Source organism: Corynebacterium yonathiae (assembly GCF_027570195.1).
GTDB classification, from domain to species: Bacteria; Actinomycetota; Actinomycetes; order Mycobacteriales; family Mycobacteriaceae; genus Corynebacterium; species Corynebacterium yonathiae.
On sequence record NZ_JAKMUZ010000007.1, the window covers coordinates 95,546 to 112,449 of the forward strand.

The 16,904-nt window shown below is 56.8% G+C and carries 11 protein-coding genes; 6 read left to right on the forward strand and 5 right to left on the reverse strand.

The annotated features are described in order from the left end of the window. Positions 1-37 precede the first annotated feature (37 nt). Complete coding sequence (locus L8V22_RS05145; RefSeq protein WP_238801073.1) at positions 38-1,384, reverse strand: YjiH family protein; 1,347 nt, start codon at positions 1,382-1,384, stop codon at positions 38-40. A 133-nt stretch (positions 1,385-1,517) separates the two neighbouring features. On the opposite strand from L8V22_RS05145, the gene L8V22_RS05150 reads away from it, so the two are divergent. From L8V22_RS05150 to L8V22_RS05160, 3 genes are all read left to right on the forward strand, one after another. Further along, the gene (locus L8V22_RS05150) at positions 1,518-1,913 is read left to right on the forward strand and encodes a (deoxy)nucleoside triphosphate pyrophosphohydrolase (protein ID WP_269966413.1); all 396 of its coding nucleotides are present in this window, start codon (positions 1,518-1,520) and stop codon (positions 1,911-1,913) included. 147 nt (positions 1,914-2,060) lie between these two features. After that, positions 2,061-5,183 carry a DEAD/DEAH box helicase gene (locus L8V22_RS05155; protein WP_269966414.1) on the forward strand — a complete coding sequence of 1,041 codons (3,123 nt, stop codon included), beginning with the start codon at positions 2,061-2,063 and terminating at the stop codon, positions 5,181-5,183. A 92-nt stretch (positions 5,184-5,275) separates the two neighbouring features. Further along, positions 5,276-6,553 carry an Nramp family divalent metal transporter gene (locus L8V22_RS05160; protein ID WP_238801076.1) on the forward strand — a complete coding sequence of 426 codons (1,278 nt, stop codon included), beginning with the start codon at positions 5,276-5,278 and terminating at the stop codon, positions 6,551-6,553. 15 nt (positions 6,554-6,568) lie between these two features. Here L8V22_RS05160 and L8V22_RS05165 read toward each other — a convergent pair whose 3' ends face one another. After that, positions 6,569-7,810, reverse strand: a complete 1,242-nt coding sequence (locus tag L8V22_RS05165) for an MFS transporter (RefSeq protein ID WP_238801077.1) — start codon at positions 7,808-7,810, stop codon at positions 6,569-6,571. 112 nt (positions 7,811-7,922) lie between these two features. Here L8V22_RS05165 and L8V22_RS05170 point away from each other — a divergent pair, with 112 nt between their 5' ends. Beyond that, the gene (locus tag L8V22_RS05170) at positions 7,923-8,441 is read left to right on the forward strand and encodes a hypothetical protein (protein ID WP_238801078.1); all 519 of its coding nucleotides are present in this window, start codon (positions 7,923-7,925) and stop codon (positions 8,439-8,441) included. Here L8V22_RS05170 and L8V22_RS05175 read toward each other — a convergent pair. From L8V22_RS05175 to L8V22_RS05185, 3 genes are all read right to left on the reverse strand, one after another. Continuing rightward, a complete protein-coding gene (locus L8V22_RS05175) occupies positions 8,425-9,273 on the reverse strand; it encodes a hypothetical protein (RefSeq protein WP_238801079.1) in 849 nt (282 codons plus the stop codon). The two genes, L8V22_RS05170 and L8V22_RS05175, sit on opposite strands and share 17 nt — an antisense overlap. A gap of 176 nt (positions 9,274-9,449) precedes the next feature. Beyond that, positions 9,450-10,298 carry a DNA primase gene (locus tag L8V22_RS05180; protein ID WP_238801080.1) on the reverse strand — a complete coding sequence of 283 codons (849 nt, stop codon included), beginning with the start codon at positions 10,296-10,298 and terminating at the stop codon, positions 9,450-9,452. A gap of 81 nt (positions 10,299-10,379) precedes the next feature. After that, positions 10,380-12,083 (reverse strand): carboxylesterase/lipase family protein, encoded by a 1,704-nt coding sequence (locus tag L8V22_RS05185; protein ID WP_238801081.1) that lies wholly within the window; start codon positions 12,081-12,083, stop codon positions 10,380-10,382. A gap of 116 nt (positions 12,084-12,199) precedes the next feature. Between L8V22_RS05185 and L8V22_RS05190 the strand changes: the two genes are divergently transcribed. Both L8V22_RS05190 and L8V22_RS05195 read left to right on the forward strand, forming a co-directional pair. After that, positions 12,200-12,934: a hypothetical protein gene (locus L8V22_RS05190; RefSeq protein WP_238801082.1), complete on the forward strand. Its 735-nt coding sequence runs from the start codon at positions 12,200-12,202 to the stop codon at positions 12,932-12,934. A 177-nt stretch (positions 12,935-13,111) separates the two neighbouring features. Next, the gene (locus L8V22_RS05195) at positions 13,112-16,834 is read left to right on the forward strand and encodes a multifunctional oxoglutarate decarboxylase/oxoglutarate dehydrogenase thiamine pyrophosphate-binding subunit/dihydrolipoyllysine-residue succinyltransferase subunit (protein ID WP_420839961.1); all 3,723 of its coding nucleotides are present in this window, start codon (positions 13,112-13,114) and stop codon (positions 16,832-16,834) included. Positions 16,835-16,904: the final 70 nt, after the last annotated feature.

Sequence of the window (16,904 nt, forward strand, 5' to 3'; positions counted from 1 at the left end):
CGATATCGGTCCTCTTACCCGTCTTGGATTCAACTTATCAAAACAGCAGGTGGGCAATCGGGGTGGCGATGAGAATGGTCAGCGCTACACGCTCAAACCAAATGATGACCAAGTGGGTCAGCTTCACCGGGATCTTGGTGGCTAGGATGCACGGCACCAGCGCCGAGAAGAAAATAATGGCAGAGACTGCCACCACGCCGATGACGAACTTGAGCACCATGCTGTCGCTGCCTGCCACTGCCGTGGCGGGCAGGAACATCTCCGCGATGCCCATGGCCGCGCCCTTGCCCGCTTGGACCGGCTCCGGCAGCTGCACTACCCAGGCGAACGGGTAGAACAGGTAGCCGAGCCACTCGAAGATGGGTGTAAAGCGCGCAAGCAGCAGGCCTATGAGACCCACCGACATAATTGACGGCACGATGGCCGCCGCCATGCGCACACCATCGCGCAGGTTCTCCCAAATGGATTCCCACAACGACGGTGCTCGCTGCAGCGCCAGCATGGCCTCGCGCCACGCGTTTTTGATGCGCGAGCCTTCCACCGGCTTTTCCGGATCTGGGTGCGCGTCCGCAAAATACTCGTCCGGAATGGTGCGCAGCGGTGGAATCCGCACGGTAATGGCAGTAACCACAAAGGTCACGATGAGCGTGACAATGAAGTAGGTGCCCCATACCTTCATCAGATCGAGCTGCTTAGCGACGATGACCATGAAGGCCGCAGAGACCGTCGAAAACCCGGTGGCAATAATCGCTGCCTCACGCCCGGTATAGCCGCCCTTTTGGTAGACGCGGTCCGTGACCAAAATTCCCAGTGAATACGAGCCCACGAACGAGGCCACTGCATCAATGGCAGAGCGCCCCGGCGTCTTCCACAGCGGCCGCATGATGGGCTGCATAAGCACGCCGACAAATTCCAGCAGGCCAAAGCCAATGAGAAATGCTAGGAACGCACCACCAATAGGCACAATGAGGCCTACCGGAATGGCAATCGAGTTCCACAAGAACGGCACCAGGTCCTCATCACCGAGCACCCACGGCAGCGCGTCGATGACCATGAGGAACGAGATCACCGCACCGACAATATTGAGCACCGCAAAGACTGCCTGAAGCGCGCTTTCTTTAAATGCGCCGGTAGTAAAACTGCGCACGGTTCCGTACACGGCCAAGGCAAAGATAATCCACGGCACCGCCGCCGGAATTCCGTCACGCACCATCGTGACCATGTGATCCAAAGGAATAGAGCGCTTATCCTGATACGTCACCGGCAGGAAGAATACGAACGCGCCAATCGCGCTATATAGAAAGAGTTTCCACCGTCCCCCAGGCTGCGGGATTTCCCCGTCATGACTCTGGTGGGAGGAATAGACCGATTCGGTAGAAGTCACAGTAGAACCGTCCCCTCAAGCTTGCATACAAAATTCAAGCCCGCGTGACAGCCTTACGCGAACATTGGGGATATGTTATCTAAGTAACACCTCACTGTCTAGACGTTTTCGAGATCCAAGGCACAATAGAGTCATGTCTAAACCCATTCGCGTCGTCGGCGCTGTCTTCCATGACGGCCAGCGCTTCCTCGCCTGCCGCAAGAAACCGGGCAAGCCACTCGAAGGCCACTGGGAATTCCCAGGTGGAAAAATCGAGCCTGGTGAAACACCTCAGCAGGCTTTAGCTCGGGAAATACACGAAGAGCTTAACCTCAAGGCCGAGGTGGGCTCCAAGGTTGCGACAACAACTTACGAGTACGATTTCGCAACCATTGAGCTAACGACTTTCTATTGCACGCTCATTGATAGCGACCTCCACCTGACCGACCATGACCTTGCACAATGGGTTACCTCCGCAGAAGCTGCAAAATTAAACTGGGCTCCCGCAGATATTCCAGCGGTCGAAGCATTAGCTTCTAATCACAACTAAGGGACGAAAGATCCTTTCTTTCGTAGTGACCTTTTGCCAGCATTCGGCGGATATCCTCCGCTAAACGCAACACCGGCGGGAGAATATTTACTTACCAATCCTCTTTTATGCCAATTTGGAATGCCCAGCCTTTAGAATTTGGTCAGTATGAGCATCAATCCCGATTCTTCCCTACCTTTCGGTGCATACGAGACCCCCATTACGACCCGAATTCGCGAGCGAATGGAGGAAACGCTAACCCAACACCCTGCTGCAGGATTCGGTATTGGGAGAAGCTCCGATCAGGAAGCTCATGGCCGCTATACCTCGGCGGTTGCTCAGCACATCGGTTCACTCTTAGAGAACCGTCTCCGCGGTTTAAAGTCACCCGAAGATCGAGTTGCCCTGATTAACAACATTGCGCATCTACTGGGCGATGATGAGGGAATCGATTCCGAGGAGCTCCTCTACGCTGTGTACAACTCGGGGTTAGCGGATCCGCCCCTCCTACCGGACGTTTCACTCACCAAGAGCGCTCTTTTTACAAACACTCTGGGAGAGTCTAGCTTGACCAGCGAGATCGAGAGAGAAATTAAGACCGCTGATTCGGTAGACCTGCTGTGCGCCTTCATCAAGAATTCCGGCATTAGCGTCCTCGATAGGCAGCTAGAGTATCTTCGCGACAATAAGATCCCCTTCCGCCTTCTTACTTCTACTTACTGCGGCGCGTCTGACGCTGCTGCTCTCGAGCGATTGGTTGAAAAGTACCAGGCAGATGTGAAAATTTGCTATGAACACAAATCCACCCGCCTTCACGCCAAAGCTTGGCTGTTCCGCCGAAAATCCGGTTTCGACACTGCATTTATTGGTAGTTCCAACCTGTCAAGATCCGCTCTCGTCGATGGTTGGGAGTGGAATGTCCGCGGCTCTAACACCGCAACACCAGAAGTAATCGATAAGTTCATCAAGACTTTCGATAGTTACTGGCACGACAGCCATTTTAAGACTTTCGACCCTAGTAGTGATATGGAGCGTCTTGAGCAGTCTCTGCGCATTGCGAAAGGGGGTGAATCGTCCGGAGCACTCCGCCAACTGGAGCTTTCTGGTCTAGAGGTAACGCCTTACCCCTACCAAGAAGAGATGCTTGAGGCGTTGCGGTCAGAGCGTGAGATAAAGGATCGACATAGAAACCTCCTGGTAGCTGCGACAGGAACTGGAAAGACTGTGGTTGCTGCACTGGATTATCGAAATCTTTGCGAGCAATGGAAGCGACGTCCTCGATTGCTCTTCGTGGCTCACCGGAAGGAAATTCTTCATCAGGCCCGACGGACATTCCGTGAAGTTCTCAAGGAGGCAGACTTTGGAGAGCTGCTTGTCGACGGCGCCGAGCCGCACCGTTGGGATTTTGTCTTTGCCAGCGTGCAATCCCTAAGTACTACCCGGCTACAAAAGCTAGATCCTGAACGCTTTGATGTCGTAATAATCGACGAGTTCCATCACGCGCAAGCTCCCACCTATAACGCGCTTTTAGACCACTTCCAGCCACGAGAGCTCTTAGGCTTAACAGCTACGCCGGAGCGTGGTGATGGCGAAAACGTTCAGAAGTACTTTGACTATCGCGTAGCCCATGAACTGCGTTTGTGGGATGCTTTGCGCTTGCAGCTCTTGGTTCCTATGCATTACTACGGCATTGCTGATGGAACGAACCTTTCTTCATTGACCTGGAATCGCGGCAAAAAAGACTATAGCTCCAGAGAGCTCTCGGAGTTCTACATCAAAGCAGGAGAAAAGCGAACGCGTTTCATTATTAACGAGCTGAGCCGCCGCATTTTCGATCTCTCAGAGATGAAAGCCATCGGGTTTTGCGTCACTATTGCTCACGCAAAATATATGGCAACGCAATTCCAACAATTTGGAATCCCAGCACGCGCTGTAACGAACGAACTCTCCGCCGCAGAGCGAGCCCAAGCCATTAGAGATCTGGAGACTGGCGAGGTCAAAGTCTTGTTCTCTGTGGATATATTTAACGAGGGTGTAGACATTCCTGCTGTTAATACCCTACTTTTGCTTCGGCCGACGCAAAGCCCTGTGGTTTTTCTGCAACAACTGGGTCGCGGTCTCCGTCTATCTCCAGGCAAAGACTCCTGCGTCATTTTCGATTTCATCGGCCAGCAACATGCGGAGTTTGATTTCGAGCGAAAGTTCCATTCCTTAACCCGGAAACGGGGCAAGCGCCTGACTGAGGAAATCGAACAGGGTTTTCCCACCACTCCGCCGGGGTCACATATTCAGCTCGACCAAACGACTACCGAACAGGTTCTCCGTAATGTCAAGAAGATCTCACGAAATTCACTACGCAAGGTACGTGCTTTGCTTTCTGAAATTCGAACTACAGATCTTAAAAAGTTCCTTGAGGAGGCAAATCTCCAATTAGAAGATATCTATCGCCCCTCAAAATATTCGTGGACGCGCCTGCTTCGAGAGGAAGGCCTAATTCAGCAGACTGCCAGTGAGAACGAAACATTTCTGCTTAATCGGATTCGGGTTTTCCTCCATGTCAACGATCCACACCGAATCGATGCCTACTTGCGCATCCTTTCCACCCCAGATCTTTGCTACGCCGATATGGTGCCATCCGATCAAGCCTTCACCCGGATGCTTGTTCTCGGGTTCTGGGCGAACTCAAATTCTCCGCATCCTGGCTCTTATGACAAGGCACTGACAATATTGCGCCAGCACCCGCAGATCACTTGGGAATTGCAACAGGTTATGCAATTGTGCAGTGACTCCTCTCGCATCATTCCGCAGCATAGCGAGACGTCCGTGTTGGAAACCCACGCAGATTATTCATTGGCCGAATTAATTGGCGCTTTGGAAACTGGAAGCCTTGCACAACTTGTGAATCTTCCCCGCGAGGGCGTGAAATACTTCCCCGATATCAATACAGATCTGTTCTTGGTGACGTTTCAAAAAGACGAACAAGTAAGTGCTTCTACGAATTATCGAGACTACCCAATTTCACCTGATCTGTTGCACTGGGAATCTCAATCAACGACGACGTTGAAGTCGAAGGCGGCTGAACGCTATATCGGCCATCAGAATCGTGAGGGCAAGATTCTCATAGCCTCGCGCTTTAACAAGAAGAACGAAGTCGGTACAGCGAGCGCTTATACCTTTTTAGGCGCTGTCGATTACGTGTCCCACCATGGGGAAAAGCCGATCCAATTCGAATGGAAACTCCAACGGGCAATGCCCAAGGCCCTCTACGCTGCGGGAAGAACGGTGGCCTAGAGGGTCGAGCAAAAATCAAACTCTCGTTTTCCTGATAGAAAAGCACCACTCTCCCTATAGTGATTAGAAACACAATTAGTCGAGAGGGTGCTATGAGCCAGACCAGTGAATCAAGTTCTGCAAGGCACGACACCGAAACAACCGACCAGGCCAGAGTGAAATGGACCTTAGTCGGTCCGGGATTAGTGGCCGCAGCAACAGGTGTCGGCGCAGCTGACCTAGTTGCCACCATGATTGCCGGCCAACGTTTTGGCTATGCGCTCCTGTGGGCGGTCATTATCGGTACGGTTATGAAGATCGTGCTGGTCGAAGGCGTCGGACGGTATAGCCTTGCCACCGGAAACACAATGTTCCACGGCTGGCGTGAGTTAGGCCGGTGGACTTCTTGGCATTTCGTCCCCTATATCGTTATTTGGGGTCTCGTCTACGGTGCTGCGTCGATGTCCGGAGCGGGTCTCGCGCTCAGCGCTCTCTTCCCGGGAACCAGCCTTGAGATGTGGGCAATTGTTTCCGGAATAGCTTGTTTTGCCCTGACCTGGCTTGGCCAGTACCAGCTTTTTGAGAAACTATCGGCCATCTTGGTCGGGATTATGTTTGTCACTGTAGTGGGCATCGCCGCCATTACTGCCCCTAACCTTCCCGAAGTAATTGCAGGTTTAGTACCACGGATTCCGGATGGATCCTTCGTCTATGTACTATCCATCGCCGGCGGAGTCGGCGGAACAATTACGCTTGCCGCCTACGGCTACTGGCTGCGTGAAAAGGAATGGTACACGCCAAAATGGATGAAGGTTATGCGCATGGATAATGCAGTAGCCTACGCCGTTACCGGTATTTTTGTTCTAGCTACACTGGCCCTCGGCGCCGAGCTTCTCTACAGCGCAAACGTCGCCGTATCCGATAACGACCAGGGACTCGTTGATATGTCAGATGTCCTCGCGGAACGCTACGGAACTTTCATATCCAAATTGTTCATAGTCGGGTTCTTTTCTGCCGCGTTCTCTTCCTGCCTTGGAGTGTGGAACGGTGTGTCTCTTATGTTCGCTGACTACATTGGCCACCTCAAAAAGATTCCGCAAGACGATCCCCGAACGAGTACGGGTGGAAAATACTACCGAGCGTATCTCATCTGGCTGACCTTTCCGCCAATGTTGCTACTTCTCCTTGGTAAGCCGACTGGGCTCATCATCGCCTACGGAGTCCTTGGTGCCCTTTTCATGCCTTTCTTAGGCCTTACTCTGTTGGTCCTGTTAAATACCAAGCACACTCCAAAGCAATGGAGAAATGGCTGGTTCGTCAACACCTTGATGGCGATTATCTCCGCCGCCTTCGTTTATCTATGTGTCTCCCAGGTGGCTGAAGTTTTCTAGCCGAAACACAAATTCCTACTTCCCCTGCGGCACCCGCTCCGGCTTATTCCCTACCTCAGCATGCGGGTCGCGGCCGAATGACCAGGCAATGATGCCGATGAAGGCAATGGCACCGCAAACGGTGAAGGCGAGGGGGAAGCCGGAGGCGTCGGCAAGCAGGCCGATGAGCATGGGGCCTAGGATTTGGCCGAAGTCTCCTGCCATCTGGAAGGTGGAAAGGACCTTGCCACCGGAGCGGTCATTGCCCACAATATCGGCCACGGCTGCCTGTTGGGAGGGGTTGATAAGTCCAGAAGACGCGCCGGCAAAGGCGGAAATCAGCAGCAAGAACCACACGCTAGTAGCCATGCCCATGAGCACCATGAAGATGGCCGAGCCGACAAGGCCGATGAGGATGAGCGGCTTGCGTCCGTGAATATCGGACCACTTGCCGGAAAATTGCAGGACGATGGCGTTACCGGCGGCAAAGACCGCAAGTGCGAGGCCGGATGCGGCCGCGCCATTATGGAAGATGGAAGCGGCAAAAAGGGGCAGCACAGATACCCGCACACCCATGTTGATCCAGCTGTGCGCAAAGTTGGAGGTCAAAACCGCACGGTAGGCGGTATCGTTCCAAGCTTCATGCAGACGCATTGGCGGCAGCTTCTGCTGGCTTGCCTGCGTGTGATTAACGCGGGGCATTTGCCACCACACAACCAACGCGGCAAGTGCTACACCCACGCCATAGATAAAAAATGGCCACCGAAAGCCCAAAAAGGACAAACCAGCACCGAGCACCGGGCCCGCAACATTGCCAAGAAGGAAGGCTGTGGCATAGGTGGCAGAGCATTTGCCGCGAATCGTCGGTGGCGACATGCGCACGATAAGCCCCATGGCAGAGACTGTAAACATGGTTGAGCCGATACCGGCTACAGCGCGCAGAGCCACGATATGCCAGTAGCTTTGGGCGATAGAGACGAGGCCCGTGGTGACCGCGACGGTCATGAGCCCAATGAGATAGACGCGGCGCGAGCCGACGCGATCCACCAACGAGCCGGACATTGGCGCGAAGATAAGGCGCGAGGCAGCAAAGATGGAAACCACTAGGCCGGCAGCGGCCATGGAGACATCGAAGCTCACCACGAATTGCGGCAAGAGCGGGGCGATGAGGCCATAGCCCAAAGCGATAATGAAGGCGGCGGTGACCATGACCCAGATTTCGCGCGGGATTTTGGGCGCTTCCTCGCGTTCTGCTTCCCCACTGTGTGTATTCATCATATCGGCTGCAACTCTAATCCTTGCGGTGGTGGAAAGCCATTTCCGAAAGCATTTCGAATATTTGTTCTATTGTCGTGGGGTCGTGTCCAGACTGAGTTCTAGTGTGATGGCCATGCACAACGTACAAAAGAAGTTTCCCCGTTCCACTGCCATGAACCTGCCACAGTCCGCAACCGAGATTGCTGCGGACTTGCTCTACCACGAATATGACACCATCAATTCGATCGCAGCCATCATGCACCACCCGCGCTCCCTGGCGCGCCCGACTCCCACTTGGCGCCCACCGATAAAGCAACTGCCGACCCCCGCTGGTGGGCCAAGCGGAGAGTACTGCATGAGCATTACCCGCCACCGCGTAGGAAAACGCGTAAAGGCTCGGGTACGCGGTTTTGGTCAAGACCGAATTCCCGCGTACCTCATCACCATCCGTATTACCGAGAATTTTGGCCAGCCGGTGGAACCTGCCGTGGCCGAAGGCTGGGTGCGCACGCTCGTGCCCGCAGATTTGGTCAGCGCAGTCCACGAGGTCTCCCGTGGCCCGAACGCCACCTACGTGTGGCTCGTCGATAGTTCTTATCAGCCAGTCCATTCCCCCGAGTCACTCTTCGCTGGCTTTAGCCAAGCCGCCTAGGCGGTCGCGCGCTGTTTCGTTGACTGCGCAGCGTGTCTGGCCCTGCATGCGGGTCAGGCGCGTGGAGCACCTTCCTCATCACCTCGTGGTTGAAGGTCACCGTGTAGTGCCGGGCGATTGCCTTTGGCATAAAGCGCAGGACCAGGCAGGCGATGAGGACGGTAAAGACCTTATCTAGAATGTCCGAGGTAAGGCCCTGCAAGATGATGGCCAAGCGCTCGTCTTGGAAAATCATCTCGTAGAACTTAGTGAGGTTTTGTAGCCCTTTGCGCGGTCGTCCGTTGAAGGAAAAGATGAGCACGTACACGCTCATGACGCCGGATCCGATGCCCATTCCGAGGCCGGAGAAAATGATCCATGACAGCTTGTTGAATACTCCGCGGCGCGCCAGAATGCCTACGGCAGCGCCGATAAAGATCCCCACGGGCGCAAAGGCGAGATCATAGGCAAAGTACACTCCGCCCCATACGGTGGTGGTAAGCCCCGTGGCCATGCCCAGCACGGGACCGGCGATGATGGCGACGATGGCGGTGCCCACGGTGTCGAAGAACATCGGCACCTGCGAGCGCACCGTCAACGAGCCCAACAGCAGGTTGATGGAGGCACCGAAGATGGGATACAGGAGGATGCAGTTAGGCACCAACCCATACTGCGAGGTATATAGCAGCACCGCGGCCACCAGAAGGAGGACCCAGACGCTGGCGGTCAGGTAGGACTCGAAAGTCACATTTACCGTGGAGTACACCCCAAGGACGGTACAAAACCACGCGGCGAGCGAGAGTGCCACGGCTACTACAACAAGGACGTAGCGCCACGTGGTGTCGCGGGTCATCGCCAAGGTCTCCTCCTCACGAGGTCTGGTTTAGGGCGGATTCCCAGCTGCAAGCTGGGATTGTCCTAAAGCCTAATTGGCGGCGCGCGAAAGTAGCAACACAAAAGGGCCCCTAAAACGGGAAAGGCCCAGCCCGCCGTTGGGAGCGGCGGGCTGGGTTATGGGGAAGGCCGGGACTATTTTTCGTCAGCTTCGGGGGCGTCGGATTCGTCGTTCAGGTCGGCATCGTCACCGTCCAGGTAATCCTCGTCCTCGTCATCATCATCCTCGCCGAAGATATCGTAAACATCGGGTTCTTCGTAATCTTCGTCATCAAAGGAGACGAGCTGTGCTTCCCAGTCCAGGGCTTGCTCGGAAACAAGGCCTAGAACATCAAAGAGGCGATCGAAGTCGGTATAGGTGCCAAGCTCGAGGGCCTCGGCGGGAACCTCCACGATGGGAACATCATCAAACTCGGCGTTATCAAAGAGGGCAAGGCGGTCAGCCTCATCGAGGTCCTCATCCTCTTCATCTACTTCCCAAGCGAGGGAGACTGCTTCGTCTTCCATGTCATCCAGATCATCTTCGTCGAAGTCGAAGGCGAGGAAGCGGACGATGGCAGACGGGACGCCGTCGATGGTTTCCACGAGTACACGCAGCTCTGAATCGTTAGCCACCTCAGCCACGACGAGGTGCGGGTTGAGCTCATCTTGGGCAAATTCTAGTTCCGCGATGCGCTCATCAGTACCCTCCAGCAGGTCGCGCAGAACGGTGACCACCTGGTCGGTAGCGATGTGGCGAGACACCGCCTCCACGGCGTCATCAACCGAGAAAGCGACGGAGACAAGAACTGCCTCAAATTCTTCGTCATCTTCATCAACGTCCGCCGCGGCAATGTAGACGTTTGCTGCGGGAAGAAGCGGATCGATTTCAATAAATTGGATTTCCAGATCAGAGGTGATTGGAACGAACATGACGTCATCATTGACGCGGGACTCGATGCCCTCGGCATCCAATGCAGAAGCAATATCTTCGAAAAAGCTCATGGTGGTTTAAAATCCATCCTTCGGAAGCAGAGGTTCCCACGGTAGGCAAGGCGCCGCCCGCGGTCACTGTGGAGTCTACCGTTAATCCCACCCGGATGGTTGAAAGCCCAAAGATCTCACCAGCTCTGGGCGCCCACTTCCCCACTCCAACATGTGATATCCCTCCCAGGCTTGGCGCTTGAGCTCGTGCGGGGCGTTTTCAATATAGGCCTCCGCATCGAAGATCATGGTGGCGCGCTGCTTGGGCCCATAGCGCGGCCAGCTCTTTTCTGGGCGGCCGCCATGAATGAAGGCGGACCAGTGGTGCTGCATGGTGGCGGTGAGTTCTTCCATCTCCGCACGCGAGCCCCAATTGGTAAGGAAGGACGCGCGCGAGGAATAGGGATCGCCGAAGACGTTGCCCAGCTCCATCGAGTGCATTGCGCCAAGGCCCAGCCACTTGAGCACGGCAGAAGCGAAGTCAAAGCGATACATCCACGTTGGTGCCACCTGAGCGTGGGCGGTGGCGGTACGGGTGGAGGGTGCCCAAAAGAGGGCGTCGGCAAGCAGGTGCGCAAAGTCCTCGCGGGCCACGGCACCATCATATGCGGCAACCACCTCAGGAGCGTGCTGCGGATCAAAGGACGCCAACAGGCGCAAGGCGGCGCGCTCGCGGGAGCTTTGGCGCTGGAAAAGGAATTTGCCAAAGCTAGCCTCGTCCGAGTTCGTGCCGATTAACAGCGGAATCTGGTGCTGGTGGCCGTTTTCAAAGGCGGCGATGGGGTGTTCCGGAATGAGCTCATCATCCACCGTGGGCGCGTAGCAGGAATTAAGGTGAATGAGCTCACCAGCACGCCACATCATGGACTGGCCGGAGCGCACCAGATCGGCAAAATTCTCCTGGCGCAGGTCCTCCACCGAGGTGCGCCGCGGCAAGGCCATGCGGTGAACCAACTCGCGCGCCCACAGGGTGGATTGAGCCCGAGAATGAATCATGGCAATCGGCGGGGACTGCGCGATAGCGCGGTGGAATAAGCCTTCCGCAGCCGGGCTCGTCATTAGAGTCAGGACCGCCGCACCCCCGGCCGATTCGCCCATGAGGGTAACAGCCTCCGGGTCGCCGCCGAAAGCCGCGATATTATCCCGCACCCACTGCAACGCCAAGATCTGATCGGCGACCGCTGGATTGGCGCTACAGTCCCCACCTAGGCTGCGTAGATCCAAATAGCCCAGGGAATTCAGGCGGAAGTTAATAGATACGTAGACCACGTCCATGCGGGTAGCAAGCTCGAAGCCGCGAAGCATAAGCATGTGGGACGAGCCCATGATGAAGCTGCCGCCGTGCAGGTAGATCACTACCGGAAGCTTTTCCTCGGTGCGCGGGCGCACGATATCTAAGTGCAAGCAATCCTCGGAGCCGATAATGCGGTCGGTCCAGGAATACGTGGGCTGCGGGGCCGGCGGACCAAATTGGCTGCAATCACGCACACCCTCCCAGGCCGGGGCAGGTTGCGGGGCGCGGAAGCGGTTGTCCCCCGCGGTGGTATCTCCAAACGGGATTCCACGCCACGTCAGCACCGGGCCGGCGCTAATGGGACGATCGGTGCGCAAATCCTCTTCGATAACACCGCGCACCCAACCAGAGGTGGTACGCACGGTCAGCTCATCTGCCAGGGCATTTTGAGCTTCCTCAAAGGCGCGGCGGGCGCGTTCGTGCGCCTGCTCCGCTTTCAGGCGCGCCGCCGCGGAAGACTCCTCCGGGAAGACATCTCCGGAATCGCGGTAATTCTCGTGCGGCCTAACCATACTCACTAGCTTAGGTGGCCTGCACGCCCCCGGCGATCTGACTGCGACGCGACGGCACATTAATAGAGCCTTTACTATGCTGGGCTCCGATAAGTTTTAGCGAAGGAGAAGGACACATGGGTTTATTCACTAAAGACAAGAAAAACAACTCGACCAAGGTCGAAACCCTCGATACCTATGACATTGATCCGGAAGATACCAACCGCTTTACCTCTGCACTGCTCAACTCCCTGGATCGTGCGGTAGCCGTGCAATCTGGGGTCATCAGCAAGTATGTCGAGGGCCTGAAAAAGCGCAATAAGAACGCTCCCCCGCAGCAGCTGCAGCAGCTCATTGACAAGCACTTCCTCAATATCACCTCCGGCACTGGCGCGGCTGCCGGTGCTTCCGCCGCCATCCCAGGCGTTGGGTTGGTTACCGGAGCGGCCACCATCGCCGGCGAATCCGTAGTCTTCTTGGAAGCCGCGGCCTGGTATATCTTGGCGTCGTCCTACCTGCGTGGCGATGATATTAAGTCCCCCGAGCGCCGCCGTGCCCTTGTACTTCTCGTCCTGACCGGCTCCAAGGGCTCTGCATTGGTCGATACCTTTGTGGGCGATCTCAATAGCGTATCCGGCATGCGCTCGGCAGCTACCCTGTCGCGTTTCTCCGGACCGACACTTTCTGGCATCAACGGGCGATTGACCAAGCTTTTTACCAAGCAAGTCACCAAACGCTTGAAGTGGGCGTGGGTAAGCAAGCTCATGCCCATGGGCATCGGTGCGATGCTAGGCACCACCGCCAACCGCAAGCTGGCCAAGCAGGTTATCGAGCACGCCAGCGAGCAGCTTTCGCCGCTCACCCAAGCCTAGGGGTAGCCAGGAACCTTCAAGTGGGGCCTTTGATACCCCTGACATAGTGAGTTTCGGGGTATGGCCCGTATCATGTAGGAAGACTCTTTGGCGGGTGACGTATGCGCTCGTACAAAGGCCGCACTAAAGTCGAATAAACGACCATTTTAAAGCAGAGAAATGAGGCGAATACCTGCCGTGAGCACATCGAATATCTTCGGCCCCAATGCGTGGCTGATAGACGAGCAGTTCCAGCAGTACTCCAAGGACCCTAGCTCCGTAGATAAGGAGTGGCGCGACTACTTCGAAGCAAACGGCGCGCCTAAGTCTGAAGCTCCAGCAAAGGAGACCGCGAAAAAGCCGTCTAAGGCGGCCGCGAAGAAGACTGAGGGTACTACTACCGCCCGCAAGCAGGAGGCCCGCGAGACCAACGTCGATAAGTCCGTGGCTAAGGCACAGGAAAAGTCCGCTAAGGCAAAACAGTCCGTGAAGAAATCCGATTCCCCGCTCGACCGCATCGCGGACTATAAGGGCGGCGAGGAGCGCCAGCTCAAGGGCATGTTCAAGGCCATTGCTAAGAACATGGAAGAGTCCCTCGAGATTCCTACCGCTACCACCGTGCGCGATATGCCGGTCAAGCTTATGTGGGAAAACCGCTCCATGATCAATGACCACCTCAAGCGCACCCGCGGTGGCAAGATCTCCTTTACCCACATCATTGGCTACGCCATGGTCAAGGCCGTGCAGCTGCACCCAGACATGAACGTGCGCTACGAGCTCAAGGATGGCAAGCCTTTTGTCATTCAGCCCGAGCACATCAATTTGGGCCTGGCCATTGACTTGCCGCAGAAGGATGGCTCCCGCGCGTTGGTCGTTGCCGCTATCAAGGAGTGCGAGACCAAGTCTTTCTCCGAGTTTGTTGCGGCTTATGAGGACATCGTTACCCGTTCTCGCAAGAACAAGCTCACCATGGATGACTTCTCTGGTGTGACCATTAACCTCACCAACCCAGGTGGCATCGGCACCCGCCACTCCATCGCTCGCCTCACCAAGGGCGCGGGCTCCATCATCGGCGTAGGTTCCATGGATTACCCGGCCGAGTTCGCCGGTGCTTCCGCGGATCGCTTGGCTGACCTCGGCGTGGGCCGCCTGGTTACCTTGACCTCCACCTACGACCACCGCGTTATCCAAGGTGCAGAGTCCGGCGAATTCTTGCGCACCATTGGCCAACTGCTTGTCGACGGCGCATTTTGGGACGACCTCTTCTCCTCCATGGGCGTGCCTTATGAGCCATTCCGCTGGGCACAGGACGTACCGAACTCCGGCGTGGACAAGAACACCCGCGTCATGCAGCTCATCGAGTCCTACCGCTCTCGCGGCCACCTGCTGGCCGATACCAACCCGCTGGGTTGGGTACAGCCGGGCCTGCCTAACCCGGATCACCGCGACCTCGACATCGCGACCCACGGCCTGACCATCTGGGATCTGGACCGCACCTTCAACGTCGGTGGCTTTGGCGGCAAGGAGCAGATGACTCTGCGCGAAGTCCTATCTCGCCTCCGCGCCGCCTACACCTTGAAGGTTGGCTCCGAGTACACCCACATCCTGGACCGCGATGAGCGCGGTTGGCTGCAGGACCGCCTGGAGGCGGGCATGCCGAAGCCGACCAACGCGGAGCAGAAGTACATCCTGCAGAAGGTTAATGCCGCCGAGGCATTCGAGAACTTCCTGCAGACTAAGTACGTGGGCCAGAAGCGCTTCTCCCTCGAGGGCGCTGAGACCCTCATCCCGCTGCTGGATTCCATCATCGATACCGCCGCTGGCCAGGACTTGGACGAGGTCGTTATCGGCATGCCGCACCGCGGCCGCCTGAACGTTCTGTTCAATATCGTGGGCAAGCCGCTGGCCGATATCTTCGGCGAGTTCGACGGCAACTACAAGGGCGGCCAGCTCGGCGGCTCCGGTGACGTGAAGTACCACTTGGGTTCCGAGGGCCACCACCTACAGATGTTCGGCGATGGCGAAATCAAGGTCACCCTTGCCGCCAACCCGTCCCACCTCGAGGCCGTGGACCCGGTAATGGAAGGTATCGCCCGCGCTAAGCAGGACACCTTAGACAAGGGCCCAGAGGGCCACACCGTGGTTCCAGTCATGCTGCACGGCGATGCTTCCTTCACCGGCCTGGGCATTGTCCAGGAGACCATCAACCTATCCCAACTGCGCGGATACACCAACGGCGGCACCGTCCACATCGTGGTCAACAACCAGGTGGGCTTTACCACCACCCCGGACTCCGGCCGTTCTACCCACTACGCCACCGACTTGGCCAAGGGCTTCGACTGCCCGGTCTTCCACGTCAACGGCGACGACCCAGAGGCAGTTGTCTGGGTGGGCCAGATGGCCGCCGAGTACCGCCGCCAATTTGGCAAGGATGTCTTCATTGACCTCATGGTCTACCGCCTGCGCGGTCACAACGAGGCCGATGACCCATCAATGACCCAGCCGGAGCTCTACTCCGTCATTGACGAGCACAAGGCAGTGCGCGAGCACTACACCAACGACCTCATCGGCCGTGGTGATCTCTCCGCCGAAGATGCCGAGGCAGCCGCACGCGACTTCCACGACCAGATGGAATCTGTCTTTGCCGAGCACAAGGAAGCCGGCAAGGCTCGCCCGAAGGAGCAGACTGGCATCACCTCCTCCCAGGAGCTCACCCGCGGTCTGGATACCTCCATCACCGCTGAGGAGCTCGCCGAGCTGGGTGCCGCCTATGGCAACCCACCGGAGGACTTCGAGTACCACAAGCGCGTGGGCAAGGTAGCCAAGGACCGCGAGAAGTCTTCCCGCGAAGGCGGCATCGACTGGGGTTGGGGCGAGCTCATCGCCTTCGGTTCCCTGGCCGGCGAGGGCAAGGTCGTTCGCCTGGCCGGCGAGGATTCCCGCCGCGGTACCTTCACCCAGCGCCACGCCGTCGCTTTCGACCCACGCAACGGCAATGAATACAACCCGATGCATGCCATTGCCACCTCTAAGGGCAACGGCGGCAAGTTCATGGTCTATAACTCGGCGCTGACCGAGTACGCTGGCATGGGCTTCGAGTACGGCTACACCGTGGGTAACCCAGACGCTCTCGTGGCCTGGGAGGCACAGTTCGGTGACTTCGCCAATGGCGCCCAGACCATCATCGATGAGTACATCTCCTCCGGTGAGGCCAAGTGGGGCCAGCTGTCCAGCCTGGTACTCCTCCTGCCACACGGCTACGAAGGCCAAGGCCCAGACCACTCCTCCGCCCGCATCGAGCGTTACCTGCAGCTGTGTGCTGAGGGTTCTATGACCGTGGCTCAGCCTTCCACCCCGGCTAACCACTTCCACCTGCTGCGCCGCCAGGCGCTTGGTGAGATGAGGCGTCCGCTGGTCGTCTTCACCCCGAAGTCCATGCTGCGCAATAAGGCGGCTACTTCTTCCGTGGAGGACTTCACCGAGGTCAAGCGCTTCCAGTCTGTTATCAACGACCCGAACTTCGTTGACGTTAACGGCAAGAAGGTTGGCGATACCGACAAGGTCAAGACCATCATGCTGGTCTCTGGCAAGCTGTACTGGGATCTAGAGAAGAAGCGCGAGGCCGACGGCCGCGATGACATCGCCATTGTCCGCGTGGAAATGCTCCACCCGATTCCGTTCAACCGCCTGCGCGAAGCTTTCGAGGCTTACCCGAATGCCACCCAGGTCCGCTTCGTTCAGGACGAGCCGGCTAACCAAGGCCCATGGCCGTTCTACAACGAGCACCTGCGCACCCTGATTCCGGATATGCCGGAACTGGTTCGCGTTTCCCGCCGTGCACAGTCCTCGACTGCCACCGGTAACGCCAAGGTGCACCAGATTGAGCAGAAGAATCTGCTTGAAGAGGCCTTCGACATCTAGTCACCTCTGCACCGTATAAACCCCAGTGAGGATCTCCTCACTGGGGTTTACTCATGCCCACGCCAATTTT

Bases quoted from the DNA above. Each gene is read 5' to 3' on its own strand.
- L8V22_RS05150 (WP_269966413.1), top strand. From the start codon at position 1,518: ATGTCTAAACCCATTCGCGTCGTCGGCGCTGTCTTCCATGACGGCCAG.
- L8V22_RS05155 (WP_269966414.1), top strand. From the start codon at position 2,061: ATGAGCATCAATCCCGATTCTTCCCTACCTTTCGGTGCATACGAGACC.
- L8V22_RS05160 (WP_238801076.1), top strand. From the start codon at position 5,276: ATGAGCCAGACCAGTGAATCAAGTTCTGCAAGGCACGACACCGAAACA.
- L8V22_RS05165 (WP_238801077.1), bottom strand. From the start codon at position 7,810: ATGATGAATACACACAGTGGGGAAGCAGAACGCGAGGAAGCGCCCAAA.
- L8V22_RS05170 (WP_238801078.1), top strand. From the start codon at position 7,923: ATGCACAACGTACAAAAGAAGTTTCCCCGTTCCACTGCCATGAACCTG.
- L8V22_RS05175 (WP_238801079.1), bottom strand. From the start codon at position 9,273: ATGACCCGCGACACCACGTGGCGCTACGTCCTTGTTGTAGTAGCCGTG.
- L8V22_RS05180 (WP_238801080.1), bottom strand. From the start codon at position 10,298: ATGAGCTTTTTCGAAGATATTGCTTCTGCATTGGATGCCGAGGGCATC.
- L8V22_RS05185 (WP_238801081.1), bottom strand. From the start codon at position 12,083: ATGGTTAGGCCGCACGAGAATTACCGCGATTCCGGAGATGTCTTCCCG.
- L8V22_RS05190 (WP_238801082.1), top strand. From the start codon at position 12,200: ATGGGTTTATTCACTAAAGACAAGAAAAACAACTCGACCAAGGTCGAA.